Source organism: Nocardia yamanashiensis (assembly GCF_021183565.1).
Taxonomy (GTDB): Bacteria; Actinomycetota; Actinomycetes; order Mycobacteriales; family Mycobacteriaceae; genus Nocardia; species Nocardia yamanashiensis.
In genome coordinates this window covers 7,509,616-7,526,531 of the sequence record NZ_CP089226.1, presented here as the reverse complement: position 1 = coordinate 7,526,531, position 16,916 = coordinate 7,509,616, and the positions used below count along the sequence as shown (strand labels likewise).

Genomic DNA, 16,916 nt, shown 5'->3' with positions numbered 1-16,916 from the left:
GCTAGCTGCAGGCGGGCGAGGTCTGGTTGCCCAGCGACAGCATGTTGCAGATCCATTCCTTCTGGACCTTCCACTTGCCGTCCTCGGCCACGAACGGCACCACGGCGTTCTGCGGCGCGCCGCCGTTGACGGCGACCTGGGCATCGGCGGTCAGGGTGCCGTTGCCGAGGTCGGTCACGCCGGTGACGGTGATGCTGGCGTTGTTCGCCTTGTAGGCGTCGCTGAGCAGCTGCGGCAGGTTCGGGTCGGCCTGCACGCCCTGCATCATGTCCAGCTTCTGCGCGTTCGGGACGTTCGGGTCCAGGGCCTTCTGCAGTTCCGCGTTGAGATCCGCGACGGTCGGGGCCGCCGGGTAGTTCTGGGCCGCGCTCGTGGTCTTGGAGGTGCTCACCTTGGGCTTGGTGGTTTCCTTCTTGTCACCGCTGCCGCACGCCGTCAGCCCGAGAGCGGCTACGACGGCGAGGGTGGCGACCGCGATTCGTCCAGTCTTCTGAAGCTTCAACTGCTCGTCCTTTGCGTTCGAGTAGGTCCGTTACGACAACATGACAGCCGAGCACCCGACCGGCGACGCTGCACGAGGGCCGAGACTACCAACGAGTCGGCTGCGAAACCGACTCCGGAAGCGGTGCCGCGGCACTTTCAGTCCGAATCCTCATAATTCGGCGATTTGCCCCTTAGAGCGGGAATCCCGTCGGTTCACGCGAGGCTGCCGAGCGGATCAGCGCGTCTCAGCTGCGGATCTTCGGTGGCGAAGGTGCGTGCCGGACCCGGTCCGCTGGAACGAGTCTCGAAGCGGACCGTCACCACGCCGTGGCCCGCGCCCTGCACCCAGCCATGACCGTACTCCGGATGCTCGACATCCAGGCCGGGATACCAGATCTGGGTGGTGTAGGACCTGGTCGGCGGCGGCACGGGCGGCGGTTCGGGGACTTCGGCGAGGCCGAGAGTCGGTTCCTCCGAGACCGATTCGGCGGTCTCGACGGTTTGATCCAGCTCCGGGAACAGCGATTCCTGGCGAATCTCCGACAAACCCGCGAAACCGACGCCCACCAGGCGGATCGGGCCCAGTTCCGCCGGATCGATGGCCGAGCGCTGCGCGGCGGCGGTCAGCGTCGTCAAATCCTCGGTGGCATAAGGCAGGGTGGACGATCTGGTCACGATGGACATGTCGGACTTCTTGAGTTTGAGCACCACCGTGCGCGCCGCCCGGCCGTCCTCGGTGAGCCGCCGGTGCGCTGACACCGCCATGGCGTCGATGGCCGGGCGCAGCTGCGCGAGGGTGAGAATGTCGGTCTCGTAGGTGGTTTCGGCGCTGATCTGCTTGGCCTCGGCGCGTTCGGCCACCGGCCGGTCGTCGATGCCGCGCGCCAGCCGGTGCAGCGCGATGCCCATGGCATTGCCGAGAATCGAGGTGACCTCGGTTTCCGGCAGCGCCGCCAGCGCGCCCACCGTCTCGATACCCAATGAGCGCAAACGGCTTTGGGTGACCGGCCCGACGCCCCACAGCTTGCCGACCGGCAGCGCCGCCAGGAAACCCTGCTGTTCGGCGGGGGAAATCACCCGCACGCCATCGGGTTTGGCGAGGCCGGAGGCGATCTTGGCGAGCTGTTTGCCGCTGCCCGCGCCCACCGAAGCGACCAGGCCGGTGCGCTCGCGCACCAATGCCCGCAATTCCTCGCAGAATTCGAGCACCGCCGCGGCCGGCCGCCCGGCCAGCTCGGCCGGTTCGCCGAACGCCTCGTCGAAGGACAGCGTCTCCAGCACCGGAATCCGCGACCGCAGCGCCTCGAACACCTGCCCGCTCAGCTCCCCGTACACCGCGCCGCGCGGCGGCACCACCACCGCGCCGCCGCCCACCAGCCGCCGCGCCATATGCATGGGCATGGCCGACCGCGCCCCGAACACCCGTGCCTCGTAGCTGGCCCCGGCCACCACGCCGCGCCCGCCCATGCCGCCCACCAGGACCGGCCGCCCGCGCAGGGTCGGCCTGGTGAGCTGTTCCACCGAGGCGAAGAAGGCGTCCATGTCGATGTGCAGCACCCAGCGCCGGCCCGGGCGCGAATCCGGGTGCAGCATCGCCCCGGCTAACCCGTCCGAACCGGCTTCAGAGCCGTGACCAGGCACGATACGCTCGCTCGGATTTCGGGCAGGGGGGTTCACAATCGGGAATCTACGCGCGGCTACCGACAGGTACGTAAGCGCCGGTGTGTGATGATCGGGTAATGACGATTCGCAAGGCCGTGATCCCCGCCGCCGGCATCGGTTCCCGCCTGCTACCGCTGACCAAGGCGATCCCCAAGGAGATGCTCCCGGTCGGCGACAAACCGGTCATCGAACACACGGTCCGCGAGCTGGTCGCCTCCGGCATCACCGATATCACCATCGTGGTCAGCGGCGGAAAGTCGTTGATCCAGGACCACTTCCGCCCCAATCCGGCCCTGGTCGCGCAATTGCGCGCCGATGGCAAGGCGGCCTACGCCGACGCCGTCGAGGAGGTCGGCGAGCTGAGCCGGCAGGGCCACATCACCTATCTGGATCAGCACGGCCCCTACGGCAACGGCACCCCGGTACTGAACGCCGCCCGCAATCTCGGCGACGAACCCATGCTGGTGCTGTGGCCCGACGACGTGTTCGTGGCCGAAGTGCCGCGCGCCCAGCAACTCATCGACGCCTACGTCAAGACCGATGCGCCGGTGCTGGCGCTGATGCCGATGGACCCGGCCGAATCCCAGCGCTACGGCGTGCCGGTCGTCGAGGACACCGTCGGCGAGGGCCTGATGCGGATCAGCGGGCTGAAGGAGAAGCCGAAGCCCGCGGACGCGCCGTCCTCGTACGCCGCCATCGGCGGTTATGTGGTGACGCCCGGCATCATCGCCGAACTGCGTGCGCAGGTGGACAATTGGTACACCCATCGCACCGGCGAGGTGTATCTGACCGATGCCATCAATCTGTTCGCGGCCGCTAACCCGGTGTACGGCCAGGTGATTCGCGGGCGCTGGTACGACACCGGCAATCCGGCCGACTATCTGGTGGCCCAGTTCGCCTCGGCGCTGGCGCATCCGGACTACGGGCCGGTGCTGCGTGGTCTCGTCGAGGAGTAGTCCGAATGTAACGGCCCTGTTCCACAAGGTGGTCCGGCACACATGGGCCGGGTGCCACCTATGAGTCTCCCCAAGATCCCGGCAAATCTGAAACACTCATAACGGATTCGCGATCAGCTCTCTCGAATCACGTATGGATGTACAAGAGGTTTGGATCTTGCGTAGTGGATATGGTGCACGAGCGTCGGCGCTCGCTGCCGCTGTGTGTTTGCTGGGGAGTTCGCCGACCGCTTGGTGGGGCGCCGAAGCCGCGGCGGCGCCACGGGATCCCATCACGAGCACCGCGACGCTCGCCGATACCCCGGTCTCCGAGGACGGCTCGGCCATCGCCGGTTTCGAGATCGTGGACGCCCACAACCTCACCCTGCGGGTGCGTTCGGCGGCCATGAACACCGAGGTGCGGGTGGAGGTGCAGCGGCCCGCCGACGCCACCGCACCGCGGCCGGTGCTGTACATGCTCAACGGCGCCGGCGGCGGGCAGGACACCGCCACCTGGAAGCGCAATACCGATTCGGTGCAGTTCTTCGCCGACAAGAACGTGAACGTGGTGATGCCCATCGGCGGCGCGTTCAGCTACTACACCGATTGGCAGACCAGCGATCCCAAGCTCGGCGTGAACAAGTGGAAGACCTTCCTGACCGAGGAGCTGCCGCCGATCATCGACGGGGCCCTGGACACCAACGGGGTCAATGCCATTGCCGGGATGTCGATGTCGGGGACGTCGGTGCTGCAGCTGCCGCTGGCCAGGCCGGGACTGTACCGGGCGGTGGCGGCCTACAGCGGGTGCGCGCAGATCAGCGATCCGATCGGGCGGCAGTTCGCCGAGCTGGTGGTGTCGATCGGCGGCGGCAATCCGGCGAATATGTATGGGCCGCCGGAGGATCCGATGTGGGCGGCCAATGATCCGTACGTGCATGCCGAGGGTTTGCGGGGCCTCGGGCTCTACATCTCCAATGGCAGCGGCCTGCCGGGCCGGCACGACACCCTCACCGATGTGCGGACGCTCGGGCCCAACGACGGCGGGCTGATGCAGCAGTTGCTGGTCGGTGGCGTGCTGGAGGCGGCCAGCGACTGGTGCGCGCGCAACATGCAGGTGCGGTTGCAGCAGTTGCAGATTCCGGCGACCTTCGACATCAGCCAGGCGGGCACGCATTCGTGGGGGTATTGGCAGGACGCGCTGCGCAGTTCGTGGCCGGTCCTGGCCAAGGGGCTGGAGTTGCCGGAGTCCTGAGCGGCTACGCGCTCACCTTCCAGCGGAAGGTCTCGCCCCGACCGGCGAGACGGGCCCGGTCTATTCGTCGGCGGCGTTGTAGCGGACCAGATACGCCGCCAGCCGCGCCACATCGCCGTCGTCCCAGTCCTGGAAGCGCTCGGTGAAGGCGTCGGCGCGGCTGCGGGCGGCCGCGCGCGCCACCCGCCGCCCTTCCGGGGTCGCCCGCAGGATGTGGTTGCGGCGATTGGCCGGATCGACCTCGCGGACCAGGTAGCCGAGCTGTTCGAGGGCCGACACCTGCCGGCTCACGGTGGATTTGTCGAGGTGGAAGTGCCCGGCCAGATCGGCGGCCAGGCAGCCGTCGCGCTCGATGACCAGGTCGAGCACGCTGGAGGCGACCAGCGACAGCTCCGGATGCAGTTCGGCGGCCCGGCCCCGGGCCCGGCGCGCGAAGGCGGTGAGCTCGCGCTGAATCACCTCGATGGCCTGGTCACGACCGGGTTCGCCCCCGGGGAATACCGTTTCGCCGCTCATAGTTGTATAGTACAACCTCATATAGTTGCATTTACCAACTGTTCGGAGATTCCATGGCCTCGCATCAGATCCGGCATGTCGCCACCCATCTGCTCACCCCCCTGCTGATGTGCGTCGGCATGGGCCTCGCCTACCTGGGCGCGTTCCACCAGCCCGAGCCCAACCGGCTCGCGGTGGCGGTGGTCGGCGACGCCCCGCAGGTCAAGGTGCTGGCGCAGACGCTGAAGGACAAGGGCGGCGACAAACTCGACGTCGTCACCCTGCCCAGCCGCGACGCCGCCGTCGGCGAACTGATGGATCGCAAACTGGCCGGGGCCTACCTCCCGGACCCGCAGCATCCCGAACTGCTGGTCGCCAAGGCCGGATCCGACACCACGGCCATGGCCACCGAACTGGTCTTCACGCCGGTGGCGGCGCAGCAGGGCGTGCCGCTGACCATTACCGATGTGGCCCCGCCCAGTTCGGGTGATCCGACCGCGCAGGGCTTGTTCTTCCTGCTGGTGGCGTTGTCCATCGGCTCGTACGGCAGCGTGGCCGCCATCGGCGCGGCGGGCGCGGGGCTGTCCATGCGGATTCGCGCGCTGTTCGCCATCGGGACCTCGCTGGCGGTCAGCATTATCGGAATCGTGCTGGCCGGTCCGGTCTTTCACATCATCGACCACGATTACGCCGGCATCTGGGCCATGTCGTGGATCTACTCGGCGGGCATTCTCACCATCGGCATCGGGCTGCACACCTTCCTGCAGCGCTGGACCACCCTGGTCATGATGGTGCTGTTCGTTATGCTCAACTTCACCACCTCCGGCGGCGTGTACAGCCCGTGGTTGCAGCACGACTTCTTCGGTGTCCTGCATTCCTTCTGGAACGGCGCCGGGTTCGTCGAGGGCGCGCGCAGCCTGCTGTACTTCGGCCGCACCGGATTCACCGGGCACCTGGCGACCCTGATCGCCTGGCTGGCAGCCGGTTTCGTGCTCATCGGCCTGGCGGCGCTGCGCGAGCGGCAGCAGCGCCCCGCCGTGAGCCCGGATTCCGCGGCGCGGCACGAGGCCCGGGAAGAGGCCGAGGAGGAGATGGAAGAAGCGGTCGGCGTCTGATCAGACCCGATCCAGGGCGCGATGGCGCGTCTCCGGCAGTGCGACGAGGCACAGCAGGGAGCACAGCGCCATCGCGCTCATGAACCAGCCGATGGCCCCCGAACCGTAGCTCTCCCCCAGTTGCGCGATCACCAAAGGCGCGATGCCGCCGCCCGATACGCCGCCCAGGTTGTAGGCGATGCCCGCGCCGGTGTAGCGGACATCGGTGCCGAACAGCTCCGGCAGGAACGCGCCGAGCGGACCGTAGACGATGCCCATACAGCACAGCGCACCGGAGAGCCCGACCGTGATCAGCACCGGATTCCTGGTGTCCAACAGGGGAAACAGCGCCGGGCTGAAGACCATGGCGAGCGCCGCACCGCCGAGCAGCAGCACCCGGCGGCCGGTGCGATCCGATTGCCGGGCCACCAGCAAGGTCGTCACGCCCAGCACCACGACGGCCACCGAAGTACTTGCCAGCATGGTGTTCCGCGGGACGTGCAGGGTCTTGGTGGCATAGCTCAGACAGTAGGTGGCCACCGTGTAGAACAGCACGTAGGACACCACGATCCCGCCCGCGCCCAGCAGCAGTTCGCGCGGATAGCGGCGAACGACCGAGACCAGCGGTGCGCGCCGCGCTTCCCGATCCGCGACGAGGGCGGCGAAAACCGGAGTCTCCGCCACTCGCAAGCGAATCCGCAGTCCGACGAAGACCAGGGCGAACGACAGCAGGAACGGGATCCGCCAGCCCCAGGATTCGAAGGCGGCGTCGGACAACCCGCTCGACAACGCCCAGAAGATCGCGGTGGCGGCGAAAAACCCTACGGGCGCGCCCATCTGGGCGGCTGCCGCGAACAGTCCCCGTCGCCCGGCCGGTGCGTGTTCGGTGGAAAGCAGTGCGGCGCCGCCCCATTCACCGCCGAGCCCGATGCCCTGCAACACCCGCAGCACCACCAGCAGGATCGGCGCGGCGATGCCGAGCGTGCCGTAGCCGGGCAGCAAACCCACGGCGGCCGTGGACAATCCCATGAGCAGCAGTGAAACCACCAGTGTGGCCTTGCGCCCGATCCGGTCCCCGAAATGACCGAAGAGCACCGCGCCGAGCGGCCGGGCGATGAACCCGATGGCGAAGGTGGCCAGCGCTGCGAGCGTGCCCGCGAACGCCGACAAGGTGGGGAAGAACAGCTTGTTCAGCACCAGCGCCGCCGCGGTGCCGTAGATGTAGTAGTCGTAGTACTCGATCGCGGTGCCGACGAAGCTCGCCACCGCGATCCGCCGCCCCGAATTCACCGGCGCCGCCGCCCGTCCCACCGCGGTCACATCGTCCATGCGTTTCCTCCTCGCGCGTCGAAGTCGAACAGCAAGGGCGCGGCAATGTTCGCACGGACGGCGGCGGCGGGCCCGGGGTTTCACTCCGGCTTGCGCTCGGCGAACACCTCGCGGGCCGCGCCGATGGCATTGATGGCGGCCGGGAAGCCGCCGTAGCCCGCCATCTGGATGATGGTCTCCACGGCTTCCTGCTCGGTGCCGCCCACATTGAGCAGCCCGTGCAGGTGGACGCGCAATTGCGGGCCGGCGGTGCCGAGCACGGTGCAGGCGGCGACGGTGGCCAGTTCGCGGGTCTTCAGGTCCAGGCCGGGGCGCGAATAGACGTCGCCGAAACAGAATTCGATGAGGTAGCGGGCCAGGTCCGGGGCGATATCGGCGAGGGCGGCCAGGACGTGGTCGGCGGCCGCGCCATCGACCTCGGTGAGTTTGGCCAGGCCGCGTTGGTAGCGCTGTTCGGTGGTTTCCCCGGGCCGGATAGCGCTGGCGGACACCGGGTTTCCGGCCTCGGGCCGATCGGCGAAGGCGGCCCGGGCGACGGTGAGGCCGTTGAGCGCAGCCGGGAAGCCCGCGTAAATCGCGGTGTGCACGATGATCTCGACGATTTCGGCGGGCGTGACGCCGACATTGAGCGCCCCGTCGATGTGCCAGCGCAGCTGCGGGGCGGCGAAGCCGAGCGCGGTGAGCGCGGCGACATTGACGGCCTGACGCTGCGGCAGGGTGAGGCCGGGACGCGAATAGATATCGCCGTAACCGAATTCGACGACATAGCGGCCGAGGTCGGGGGCGATATCGGCGAGTGATTCGACGACGGCCCGGCCGTTCGGCCCGCCGACCCGATCCAGGACGGTGAGCCCGCGCTCGAAGCGGGCGGCGGCGGTCTCGGAGTGCTCGGCGTGCGTGCTCATGGCGGCTTCCTTCGACGATGTGCGGGGATCTACCTCAGCGAACGAGACGGTCCGTCTCGTGTCATGACGCTAGCCCCGGGCCGGATGGACTGTCAAGACGAGACGTTGCGTCTCGTTCCACGCTAGGATCTACCCCGTGACCCCACCCCCGAATCCGGAATTACGCAGTCCGCGCTCCCATCAGGCCATTCTGGACGCCACCTGGGACCTGGCCGTGCGCAATGGCTACGGCAAACTCACCATCGAGGCGATCGCCGCGCGGGCCGGGGTCGGCAAGCAGACCATTTACCGCTGGTGGCCGTCCAAGGGCGCGCTGGCGCTGGACACCATCAACGAGCAGCTCGGCAGCGCCACCGACTTTCCCGACACCGGCGATATCGCGGCCGACCTGCGAACCCAGTTCACGGGTCTGTCGAAAGCCCTCGCGGGCGAGGTGGGCGGGGTCTATCGCGGCGTGATCGCCGAGGCCCAGACCGATCCGCGGCTGGCCGAGGCGGTGCGCGCGACGATCATCGAACCGCGCGCCACCCAGTGCCGGGCCCGCCTCGAAATCGCCGTCGCCGCCGGGCAATTGCGCGCCGATCTGCCCACCGCGACCATGGTCCAGCTGCTCTACGGCCCGGTCTATTTCCGCTTCCTGCTCGGCGTCGCCGACGTCGCCGACTCCCCCGCACTGGTCGAGCAGGTCCTCGACGGCCTGCGCCCGCGCGGCTGACCCGAAGTCAGGCCACGGGAATCAGCACCGGGAACCCAAGTGCGCCAAGGCGGTTCGCACACCGGCCCGCACCGTCTCGGCATCGCCGACGCCGCCGCTGACGGCCACGCCGTCGCGGGTCAGCAGCAGCGCGCGGGCCGTTCCCTCCGGGTCGCCGTGCCCGGCAGCGGTCAGCCGATCGGCCATCAGATCGCGGAACCAGGCGCGGTAGTCGTCCACCACCTTGCGCACGGTATGGCCGGGATCCGGAAACTCCACGGCCGCATTGAGAAACGGGCAACCTCGGAAGCCGGGCCCGCAGCTGAGTTCGCCGAGCCGTTCGAAGATCGCCGCGATGCTGTCGACGCCGTCGCCGGGCACCGCTTCCAGCACGCCGCGCTGCCGCTCGTACTCGCGGATCAGATAGGCCACGACCAAGTCCTCCTTGGTCTTGAAATGCCGGTAGAAGGTGGCCTTGGCGATGCCGGCCTCGGCGATGATGCGGTCGATGCCCACCGTGTGAATGCCCTCGGCGTAGAACAGCCGGGTGGCGGTGTCGAGCAGCCGCTCACGCGCTTCGCTCATCGCTGACCTGCACTTCCTTCCGAATCGGAATCTCACTGTTGACGATAGCAGACAGATCTGTCTACTCTCGAACGCGAAGTGAACAGACAAGTCTGTCTAGGAGGAATCATGGCCCCCATGTACACCGCAGTAGCCACCTCGGTCGGCCGCGAAGGCCGCTCGGTCAGCGATGACGGCATTCTCGATCTGACCCTCGCGCGACCGAAGGAGCTCGGCGGCGACGGCCAGGGCACCAATCCCGAACAGCTGTTCGCGGCCGGCTACTCGGCCTGTTTCGCCAGCGCGCTGCAGCTGGTCGCCAAGCGCATGAAGATCGAGGCCGAGGACGCGGCGGTGACGGCCGAGGTCGGGCTGAACGCCAAGGAGGGCGGCGGTTTCTCGCTCTCGGTCGTGCTGCGCGTGGAACTGCCCGAGCATCTGCACAACGAGACCGGCAAGCAGCTCGTCGAGACCGCGCACCAGGTGTGCCCGTACTCGAACGCCACCCGGGGCAATATCCCGGTGGAACTGGTTGTGGAGTAACGCGATTCAGTAGAAGCGGCGAATGTCGTAGATCTCGAAGTCCGACAGCGGGGTGAGGCCGACCGGCACGCCCGGACTGTGGGCATTGAACACATTGCCGCCTCCCGCGTAGATGCCGACGTGGGAGGCGTCGCCGTTCAGAATGATGATGTCGCCGGGTTGCAGTGCGCCGTAAGGGACTTCGAGCCCCGCGTCCGCCTGCTGCCAGGTGGTGCGCGGCATATCGATGCCGACGCTGCGAAAGGCCCACTGCACCAACCCGGAGCAGTCCCAGGCATCGGGGCCGGTGCCGCCCCACAGATACGGCTTACCGGTCTGGGTGGTGGCCAGGGTGAGCGCGACCATGGCGCGCGGGCTTGCTAGCGGAAGATTTGCTGAACCGCTGGCGCTACCGGAGGCAGAACCACTCGCACTACCCGAGGAAGAGCCCGAAGCAGAACCGGAATCCGCCGAGGCGGAGCTCGCCAGTACGGCATTGGGCACCGTCAACGTCGCGATCGAGAGTAGGGATACGGCTAATCGGCGTAGCAGTCTGCGTGTCATGCACTTGCCCCTTGCATCAGGTAATGCCGTGAACAACTCGATTGCTATCAATTAGCTGTTCTATCGCATCAGCCACACTGGCCACAAGGGGTACAAACCGGGCGTGTCTCGAGATCCAGGTCACGTAGCCGTCGCGGGGAGCGGGGCGAGGACCACGCGGTTGTCGATCAACGAGGGAATCCAGATGCTCATGCCGTCGGGGTCGAGAGCGAAACCGGTGGGGCCGTGCAGGGGCGCGGAGACCACGACCGGAGCCAGCGCGATGCCCTCCGGGTCGTAGACGGTGACCGTGCCGGGCTCGTCGCCGGGCGTCGAAACCCAGTCGGAGACAACCAGATCGCCGTTCGGGCGCACCGCCATGCCGTCGTGGATGCCGAACAGGGTGCCCACCCGGACCGGGGTCACCGGGGCCGCGGCCAGGTCGAGGCGGTACACATTGCCGCCGCCGAAATCCACGCCCATGGCCGCCACGTACGCCACCTGACCGGCGGGATCGAGGGCGATGCCGTTCGCGCCGGACATGCCGTCGGCGACGAGGGCGAACTGCCGCGAGTCCAGATCCAGCCGATACAGCGACGAGGCCAAGGTGTCGGTCACCAGCAGCGTGGTCGGGTTCAGCACCGCCAGCCCGTTGAGCAGCCGGGCGGTGCTCATGGTCGCTTCGAATACCTGCTCACGAGTGTCCATGTCGTAGCCGACGATTCGGTTCACATCGGACACGTACAGGCGATTGCCGATGTGCGCCATGCCCTTCGGGGCGTCGAGCACCGGATCACCCTCGCGCGGCAGGGCTTTCGGCTCCACCATGGTGCCCGCCGAGGTGAGTTCGGAAAGGAAGCCGTCACCGTCCTTCGCGCTCCGATCGGCGGTGCCCATATTGGACACGAACACCCGATCGCCCGCGAAGTACACCGATTCCGGGGCCGAGAACCCCTCGAGGACCGCGGTTTTCGCCACCGGGGCCGGGGCCGTCACCGCGGCATTGCCGTCGGCGGTCGTGGTGCCCGGAACTTCGATATCCCCCTGCCGCACCGCGCAACCCGCCGCGCACAGCACCAGCAGCACCGCCAATCGCTTGCCCCGCATGCTGAACCTTTCGACAAAAGGATCAATCGGACATAGCAGATGGCTATGTTAGTCGCCGCAAGCGCGCTGCCGCGGGAGCGACATGACGGAAACGGCCACGGTCTCGACATCACAGCGTGCGACAGGGGCGGGACCCGTACGGATCCCGCCCCTGTCTCACCTCACACCCGCCGCCGTGGCGGCGGCCGCGATCACGCCTTGGTGATCGCCGCCTTCACACCGCCGACGATCTCGGCCGCGCCCGCGCCCGCATCGCCGAAAGTGAGTGCGGTCGCCAGGATCTCTCCGGCGATCAGCTCGCGGTGCGTCTCCGCCCAGCCCAGCCGCTCGGCCGGGACATCCAGCACCACGGTGATGCGGTCGGAGACGTCCAGGCCCAGGGACTTGCGGGTCTCCTGCAGATCGCGGATCAGGTCGCGGGCCCAGCCCTCGGCCTCCAATTCCTCGGTGACCACCGAATCCAGCACCACCAGACCGCTATTGCCGGGCAGCGCGGCGGTGGATTCGGGTTCGGCGGCGACCAGGCGCTGGGTGTACTCCTCGGGCAGCAGCGCGATGCCCGCGGCGGTCACGGTGCCGTCGGCGGCCTCGCTCCACTCGCCGGCCTTGACCGCCTTGATGACCGTCTGCACCTGCTTGCCCAGGCGCGGACCGGCGGCCCGGGCGTTCACGACCAGCTCGAAGCGGCCGTGCGCGGCCACATCGGTGGTGAGGTCGACCTTCTTGACGTTGACCTCGTCGGCGATCAGCTCGGCGAACTGGCTCAGTCGTTCCGCGTCGGCGGCGGCCACGGTCACCTCCGACAGCGGCAGCCGCACCCGCAGGTTCTGCGCCTTGCGCAGGCTCAGCACCGTCGAGCACACCGTGCGCACCTCGTCCATGGCCGAGACCAGGTCCGGATCGGCGGGCAGATCGGTCGCGGCCGGCCAATCGGTCAGATGCACCGAACGGCCGCCGGTCAGGCCCCGCCAGATCACCTCGGTGAGCAGCGGCAGCAGCGGAGCCGCCAGCCGCGTGGTCACCTCGAGGACCGTGTGCAGGGTGTCGATGGCGTCGCGATCCTCCTCCCAGAAGCGCGAACGCGACCGGCGCACATACCAGTTGGTGAGCGCGTCGGCGAACGAGCGCAGCTCGTCACAGGCTCCGGCGATGTCGAAGACCTCGAGCGCCTCGGTCATGACGTCGCGGGTCTGCGCCAGCTTGGCCAGGATGTACCGGTCCAGCACATTGCTGGAGTCGGTGCGCCAGGTGCCGGGCGTCGAGGCGTACAGCTGCAGGAAGGTCCACGCGTTCCACAGCGGGCGCAGCGCATGGCTGACGCCTTCGCGGATGCCGCGCTCGGTGACGATCAGGTTGCCGCCGCGCAGGACCGGGGACGCCATCAGGAACCAGCGCATGGCGTCCGAGCCGTCGCGGTCGAAGACCTCGTTGACGTTCGGGTAGTTGCCCTTGGACTTCGACATCTTCATGCCGTCGTCGCCGAGCACGATGCCGTGCGCCACCACCGATTTGAACGCCGGGCGGTCGAAGAGCGCGGTCGAGAGCACGTGCAGGTTGTAGAACCAGCCGCGGGTCTGGCCGTTGTACTCGACGATGAAGTCGCCGGGCGAGTGCGGGGCCGCGTCGGCGGTGCCCTCGAACCATTCCTTGTTCTCGAACGGGTAGTGCACCTGCGCGTACGGCATGGAACCGGACTCGAACCAGCAGTCCAGGACCTCGGGCACGCGCCGCATCATCGACTTCCCGGTCGGGTCATCGGGATTCGGGCGCACCAGCTCGTCGATCATCGGCCGGTGCAGATCCGCCGGGCGCGCGCCGAAGTCGTGCTCGAGCTGATCGAGCGAGCCGTACACGTCCACGCGCGGGTACTCGGGATTGTCCGACACCCACACCGGGATGGGCGCGCCCCAGTAGCGGTTGCGGCTGATGTTCCAGTCGCGCGCGTTCTCCAGCCATTTGCCGAACTGGCCGTCGCGGATGTGCTCCGGAACCCAGGTGATCTCCTTGTTGAGCTCGACCATGCGATCACGGAACTTGGTGACGGCCACGAACCAGGACGGCACCGCCATGTAGATGAGCGGCTGCCCGGAACGCCAGCTGTGCGGATAGGAGTGCTCGATGGTCTCGTGCCGCAGCAGCTTTCCGGCCGCCTTGAGGTCCTTGATGATGACCGGGTTGGCGTCGAAGACCATCAGGCCCTCGTACGGCGGCACCATCGAGGTGAACTTGCCGCCCGCGTCCAGCGGCTGCACCAGTTCGATGCCGGCCGCGGTGGCGACGTCCATATCCTCCTCACCGAAAGCCGGTGCGAGATGGACGATGCCGGTGCCGGAGTCGGTGGTGACGTAGTCGGCGTTCAGCACGCGGTGCGCGTTCGGGTGGCCGAGGAAGAAGTCGAACGGCGGGGCGTAGCGCAGATCGGCCAGCGCCGCGCCGGTGTGCTCGGACAGCACGACCGGTTCGTCGCCCAGCTCGCGCGTGTAGTGCGAGACGCGTTCGGCGGCAAGCAGGTAGCGCTTGCCGTCCTTGCCCTCGACATGGGCGTAGGTGACGTCCGGGTGCACGGCGATGGCGAGGTTGGACGGCAGCGTCCACGGCGTGGTGGTCCAGATGAGCGCGTTCGCGCCGTTCAGGGCCGACAGCGGATGATCCGCCGGCACCGACAGCACCATGTCCACGGTGACCGCCGGATCCTGGCGCATGCGGTAGGCGTCGTCCAGGCGCGCTTCCTGATTGGACAGCGGGGTCTGCTCGTACCAGCTGTAGGGCAGCACCCGGAAGCCCTGATAGATCAAACCCTTGTCGTACAACGACTTGAACGCCCACATGACCGATTCCATGAAGTCCAGGTCGAGGGTTTTGTAGTCGTTGTCGAAGTCGACCCAGCGGGCCTGACGGGTCACATAGTTGCGCCACTCGTTGGTGTAGCGAAGCACCGAGGATTTACACGCGGCATTGAATTCCGCGAGCCCCATGGCATCGATCTGTGATTTGTCCGTGATACCCAGCTGCTTCTCAGCTTCGATTTCCGCGGGCAGCCCGTGAGTATCCCAGCCGAATCGCCGTTCGACCTTCTTACCGCGCATGGTTTGGAAACGCGGGATCAAATCCTTGACGTATCCGGTCAGCAGATGACCGTAGTGCGGCAGGCCATTCGCGAACGGCGGGCCGTCGTAGAAGACGAATTCCTCTGCATCGGAACGGTTCTCGATGCTGGCCCGGAAGGTGTCGTCGGCGCTCCAGTACTCGAGCACGCGCTGCTCCAGGTCCGGGAACGACACCGGACCGCCGGTCGCGGCCAGTTCGACCCGGGGGTACGCGTTTCGGGTGGTCGTCTCGTCCGCCATCGCGGCCTCTCGTCTCCTCGTGCCATTCACCTGGTAGGCACGGGGACGAATCCCGGCGCTCGGTGCGCCGTGACCGCGGTACCACCCCGCTTGCCCGGCCGTGACGAGACTCCTGCGGCCGAACCACTTCATTGCGAGCTGTGACGGGCTCACCCGTTCGGTTCTAGTGAGCGCGGAAATCCCGCGCCGTTCTTCCGAAAGCTCCCCGGTGATGGCCGGATCGACGCCGAACTGCTGTGTTACTGCTGTGTCCGATTCTAGCGGGGCGCGTCCAGTGGATATTCCCCCGGCCCGCCCGTCCAGGTCGCTTGCCGAAACCTGGCGCCGGAAGACCTAATGCCTGGCGTGCCTGCCGCCGGGGCGGGACTCGGCGTCCTCGTCACCGTCACGCAGCGACAACGCGCTCACCAGCAGTAGCACCGCGCCGATCACACACACCACGATGCAGCCCCACGCCCAGATCACCGAACCGGTGGTCAGCGCGGTTACCAGTAGGCCGAAGCCGATGGCCGCGAGAACGAGCGTCACTACGAGCAAGAGCACCAACCCCTAGCGCTGTGTCGATAGCGGCGGTGGAGGTACCGCGCCGCCCGGCCGTCAGGACCGGGCAATGCGACACCGATGTCCGTAGTTACGAGTTTACTTGCCGCCCTTCAGGAGTGCGCCGTTGCCGGACGCGCCCTCGCCGAACTCGCCGCCGTCGACCGGCACCGCGGAGCCGCGGTTCTCCAGCTCTTCCAGCTGCGATTCCAGGTAGGACTTCAGGCGCACGCGGTACTCGCGCTCGAAGGTCTTGAGCTGCTCGATCCGGCTCTCCAGCACACTGCGCTGCTGGGTGATGGTGGCCATGATCTCGGTGTGCTTGCGCTCGGCGTCGGCCTGCAGGGCGTCGGCCTTCTCCTTGGCCTGGCGGAGCTGGGAATCCGAGCGGTTCTGCGCGTCCGACAGCATGGCCTCGGCCTTCTGGCGGGCGTCGGCGATCATCGCTTCGGAGCGGGTGCGGGCGTCGCTGACCAGGCGCTCGGAGTTCGCTCTGGCATTCGCCAGGAGCTGCTCGGCCTCGGTCTTGGCGTCGGAGGTGAGGCGGTCGGCCATCTCCTGGGCCAGCGAAAGCACCTTGGCGGCCTGCAGATTCGCGTCCGCGGACGGGGCCTCGGCCTTGACCTGGGCGACCGGCGCGGGAGCCGGCATGGGCGGCGGCGGGGCCACCGGCGCGGCCTTGACCGGCTCGGGGACCTGCGGGCCCTTCACCGCCTGCACCGGGCCGCGGTTCTTCTTGGCGTCGGCCAGTTCGGCATCCAGCTCGGCGACCCGCTGGCGCAGATCGGCGTTCTCTTCGATGAGGCGTGAGAGCTCCTGCTCGACCAGGTCGAGGAAGGCGTCGACTTCATCCTCGTTGTAGCCGCGCTTCCCGATCGGTGGTTTGCTGAACGCGACGTTATGAACATCGGCGGGGGTCAGCGGCATGGAACGATCCCTTCACGCTTCGTATGGAGATCTAGCGGTAGATCTGGGCAAGCATTCTTTCGGCCCATTCTGTCACACCTGAGCTACCGACTGCCCGAGCGAGCCCGTGATCGTCATCAGGATGAAGACGATAAACAGCAGCACCATAATCGACAGATCGAGCCGAATTCCCCCAAGATTCACTGGGGGTATCAAACGCCTCAGAAGTTTCACCGGAGGGTCGGTGATCGTGAAGATCACCTCCAGGATGACCACCAGGATCCCGGCGGGTCGCCAGTCCCGGGCGAAGCTGCGAATGAACTCGACGATGACCCTGGCGATCAACAGCAGCCAGAAGACGAAGAGCAGCAAGTACAACACCTGGAAGAGGGCCACCCGACCACTCTGCCTCAGATTCCATGATCAGCAAAACAGAAACACTGTGATCTCGGTGCCTTCGCGCCCTGCGCTTCGCTCCGGGCGGGTTCGCGGCCTGCATGTCTCGTTCTTCCCTCCCTCCGCTCCCCCGCTTCGCTCC

Annotated in this window: 17 protein-coding genes; 5 read left to right on the top strand and 12 right to left on the bottom strand. The window is 67.5% G+C overall.

Annotated features, from left to right (window positions below; translation table 11 throughout):
• Position 1: 1 nt before the first annotated feature.
• Both LTV02_RS34630 and LTV02_RS34625 read right to left on the bottom strand, forming a co-directional pair.
• On the bottom strand, positions 2-502 hold the full coding sequence (locus tag LTV02_RS34630; protein WP_067717301.1) for a hypothetical protein: 501 nt from the start codon (positions 500-502) through the stop codon (positions 2-4).
• Between the two features lie 194 nt (positions 503-696).
• Complete coding sequence (locus LTV02_RS34625; RefSeq protein WP_233035791.1) at positions 697-2,076, bottom strand: DNA polymerase IV; 1,380 nt, start codon at positions 2,074-2,076, stop codon at positions 697-699.
• 146 nt (positions 2,077-2,222) lie between these two features.
• Here LTV02_RS34625 and LTV02_RS34620 point away from each other — a divergent pair, with 146 nt between their 5' ends.
• On the top strand, positions 2,223-3,101 hold the full coding sequence (locus tag LTV02_RS34620; protein ID WP_233035790.1) for a UTP--glucose-1-phosphate uridylyltransferase: 879 nt from the start codon (positions 2,223-2,225) through the stop codon (positions 3,099-3,101).
• Between the two features lie 133 nt (positions 3,102-3,234).
• Positions 3,235-4,332 (top strand): alpha/beta hydrolase, encoded by a 1,098-nt coding sequence (locus tag LTV02_RS34615; protein WP_408639306.1) that lies wholly within the window; start codon positions 3,235-3,237, stop codon positions 4,330-4,332.
• A 60-nt stretch (positions 4,333-4,392) separates the two neighbouring features.
• Here the strand turns inward: LTV02_RS34615 and LTV02_RS34610 are convergent, their stop codons facing one another.
• On the bottom strand, positions 4,393-4,848 hold the full coding sequence (locus tag LTV02_RS34610) for a MarR family winged helix-turn-helix transcriptional regulator (RefSeq protein ID WP_233035788.1): 456 nt from the start codon (positions 4,846-4,848) through the stop codon (positions 4,393-4,395).
• A gap of 53 nt (positions 4,849-4,901) precedes the next feature.
• On the opposite strand from LTV02_RS34610, the gene LTV02_RS34605 reads away from it, so the two are divergent.
• On the top strand, positions 4,902-5,942 hold the full coding sequence (locus LTV02_RS34605; protein WP_233035787.1) for a hypothetical protein: 1,041 nt from the start codon (positions 4,902-4,904) through the stop codon (positions 5,940-5,942).
• On the opposite strand, the gene LTV02_RS34600 is transcribed toward LTV02_RS34605, so the two are convergent.
• Both LTV02_RS34600 and LTV02_RS34595 read right to left on the bottom strand, forming a co-directional pair.
• A complete protein-coding gene (locus LTV02_RS34600; protein ID WP_233035786.1) occupies positions 5,943-7,250 on the bottom strand; it encodes an MFS transporter in 1,308 nt (435 codons plus the stop codon).
• An 80-nt stretch (positions 7,251-7,330) separates the two neighbouring features.
• Positions 7,331-8,155 carry a carboxymuconolactone decarboxylase family protein gene (locus LTV02_RS34595; protein WP_233035785.1) on the bottom strand — a complete coding sequence of 275 codons (825 nt, stop codon included), beginning with the start codon at positions 8,153-8,155 and terminating at the stop codon, positions 7,331-7,333.
• Positions 8,156-8,291: 136 nt separating this feature from the next.
• Between LTV02_RS34595 and LTV02_RS34590 the strand changes: the two genes are divergently transcribed.
• A complete protein-coding gene (locus LTV02_RS34590; RefSeq protein ID WP_233035784.1) occupies positions 8,292-8,870 on the top strand; it encodes a TetR/AcrR family transcriptional regulator in 579 nt (192 codons plus the stop codon).
• Positions 8,871-8,891: 21 nt separating this feature from the next.
• On the opposite strand, the gene LTV02_RS34585 is transcribed toward LTV02_RS34590, so the two are convergent.
• The gene (locus LTV02_RS34585; protein ID WP_233035783.1) at positions 8,892-9,434 is read right to left on the bottom strand and encodes a TetR/AcrR family transcriptional regulator; all 543 of its coding nucleotides are present in this window, start codon (positions 9,432-9,434) and stop codon (positions 8,892-8,894) included.
• A gap of 108 nt (positions 9,435-9,542) precedes the next feature.
• On the opposite strand from LTV02_RS34585, the gene LTV02_RS34580 reads away from it, so the two are divergent.
• On the top strand, positions 9,543-9,956 hold the full coding sequence (locus tag LTV02_RS34580) for an organic hydroperoxide resistance protein (protein WP_233035782.1): 414 nt from the start codon (positions 9,543-9,545) through the stop codon (positions 9,954-9,956).
• A gap of 6 nt (positions 9,957-9,962) precedes the next feature.
• On the opposite strand, the gene LTV02_RS34575 is transcribed toward LTV02_RS34580, so the two are convergent.
• The 6 genes from LTV02_RS34575 to LTV02_RS34550 form a co-directional block, all read right to left on the bottom strand.
• Positions 9,963-10,499: an NlpC/P60 family protein gene (locus tag LTV02_RS34575; protein WP_233035781.1), complete on the bottom strand. Its 537-nt coding sequence runs from the start codon at positions 10,497-10,499 to the stop codon at positions 9,963-9,965.
• A 120-nt stretch (positions 10,500-10,619) separates the two neighbouring features.
• Positions 10,620-11,585 (bottom strand): SMP-30/gluconolactonase/LRE family protein, encoded by a 966-nt coding sequence (locus LTV02_RS34570; RefSeq protein ID WP_233035780.1) that lies wholly within the window; start codon positions 11,583-11,585, stop codon positions 10,620-10,622.
• A gap of 191 nt (positions 11,586-11,776) precedes the next feature.
• Positions 11,777-14,932, bottom strand: coding sequence for an isoleucine--tRNA ligase (gene ileS, locus LTV02_RS34565; RefSeq protein WP_233035779.1), 3,156 nt, complete (start codon positions 14,930-14,932; stop codon positions 11,777-11,779).
• A 333-nt stretch (positions 14,933-15,265) separates the two neighbouring features.
• Positions 15,266-15,469 (bottom strand): hypothetical protein, encoded by a 204-nt coding sequence (locus tag LTV02_RS34560; protein WP_233035778.1) that lies wholly within the window; start codon positions 15,467-15,469, stop codon positions 15,266-15,268.
• Between the two features lie 102 nt (positions 15,470-15,571).
• Entirely contained in the window at positions 15,572-16,399 is an 828-nt protein-coding gene (gene wag31, locus LTV02_RS34555; protein WP_067717343.1) for a DivIVA-like cell division protein Wag31, read from the bottom strand.
• A 72-nt stretch (positions 16,400-16,471) separates the two neighbouring features.
• A complete protein-coding gene (locus LTV02_RS34550; protein ID WP_067717345.1) occupies positions 16,472-16,774 on the bottom strand; it encodes a YggT family protein in 303 nt (100 codons plus the stop codon).
• Positions 16,775-16,916: the final 142 nt, after the last annotated feature.

Excerpts from the sequence above, each read along its gene's own strand:
- ileS (WP_233035779.1), bottom strand. The coding sequence starts at position 14,932 with ATGGCGGACGAGACGACCACCCGAAACGCGTACCCCCGGGTCGAACTG.
- LTV02_RS34610 (WP_233035788.1), bottom strand. The coding sequence starts at position 4,848 with ATGAGCGGCGAAACGGTATTCCCCGGGGGCGAACCCGGTCGTGACCAG.
- LTV02_RS34625 (WP_233035791.1), bottom strand. The coding sequence starts at position 2,076 with ATGCTGCACCCGGATTCGCGCCCGGGCCGGCGCTGGGTGCTGCACATC.
- LTV02_RS34605 (WP_233035787.1), top strand. The coding sequence starts at position 4,902 with ATGGCCTCGCATCAGATCCGGCATGTCGCCACCCATCTGCTCACCCCC.
- LTV02_RS34620 (WP_233035790.1), top strand. The coding sequence starts at position 2,223 with ATGACGATTCGCAAGGCCGTGATCCCCGCCGCCGGCATCGGTTCCCGC.
- LTV02_RS34595 (WP_233035785.1), bottom strand. The coding sequence starts at position 8,155 with ATGAGCACGCACGCCGAGCACTCCGAGACCGCCGCCGCCCGCTTCGAG.
- LTV02_RS34580 (WP_233035782.1), top strand. The coding sequence starts at position 9,543 with ATGGCCCCCATGTACACCGCAGTAGCCACCTCGGTCGGCCGCGAAGGC.
- LTV02_RS34615 (WP_408639306.1), top strand. The coding sequence starts at position 3,235 with ATGGATGTACAAGAGGTTTGGATCTTGCGTAGTGGATATGGTGCACGA.
- wag31 (WP_067717343.1), bottom strand. The coding sequence starts at position 16,399 with ATGCCGCTGACCCCCGCCGATGTTCATAACGTCGCGTTCAGCAAACCA.
- LTV02_RS34600 (WP_233035786.1), bottom strand. The coding sequence starts at position 7,250 with ATGGACGATGTGACCGCGGTGGGACGGGCGGCGGCGCCGGTGAATTCG.
- LTV02_RS34570 (WP_233035780.1), bottom strand. The coding sequence starts at position 11,585 with ATGCGGGGCAAGCGATTGGCGGTGCTGCTGGTGCTGTGCGCGGCGGGT.
- LTV02_RS34575 (WP_233035781.1), bottom strand. The coding sequence starts at position 10,499 with ATGACACGCAGACTGCTACGCCGATTAGCCGTATCCCTACTCTCGATC.
- LTV02_RS34585 (WP_233035783.1), bottom strand. The coding sequence starts at position 9,434 with ATGAGCGAAGCGCGTGAGCGGCTGCTCGACACCGCCACCCGGCTGTTC.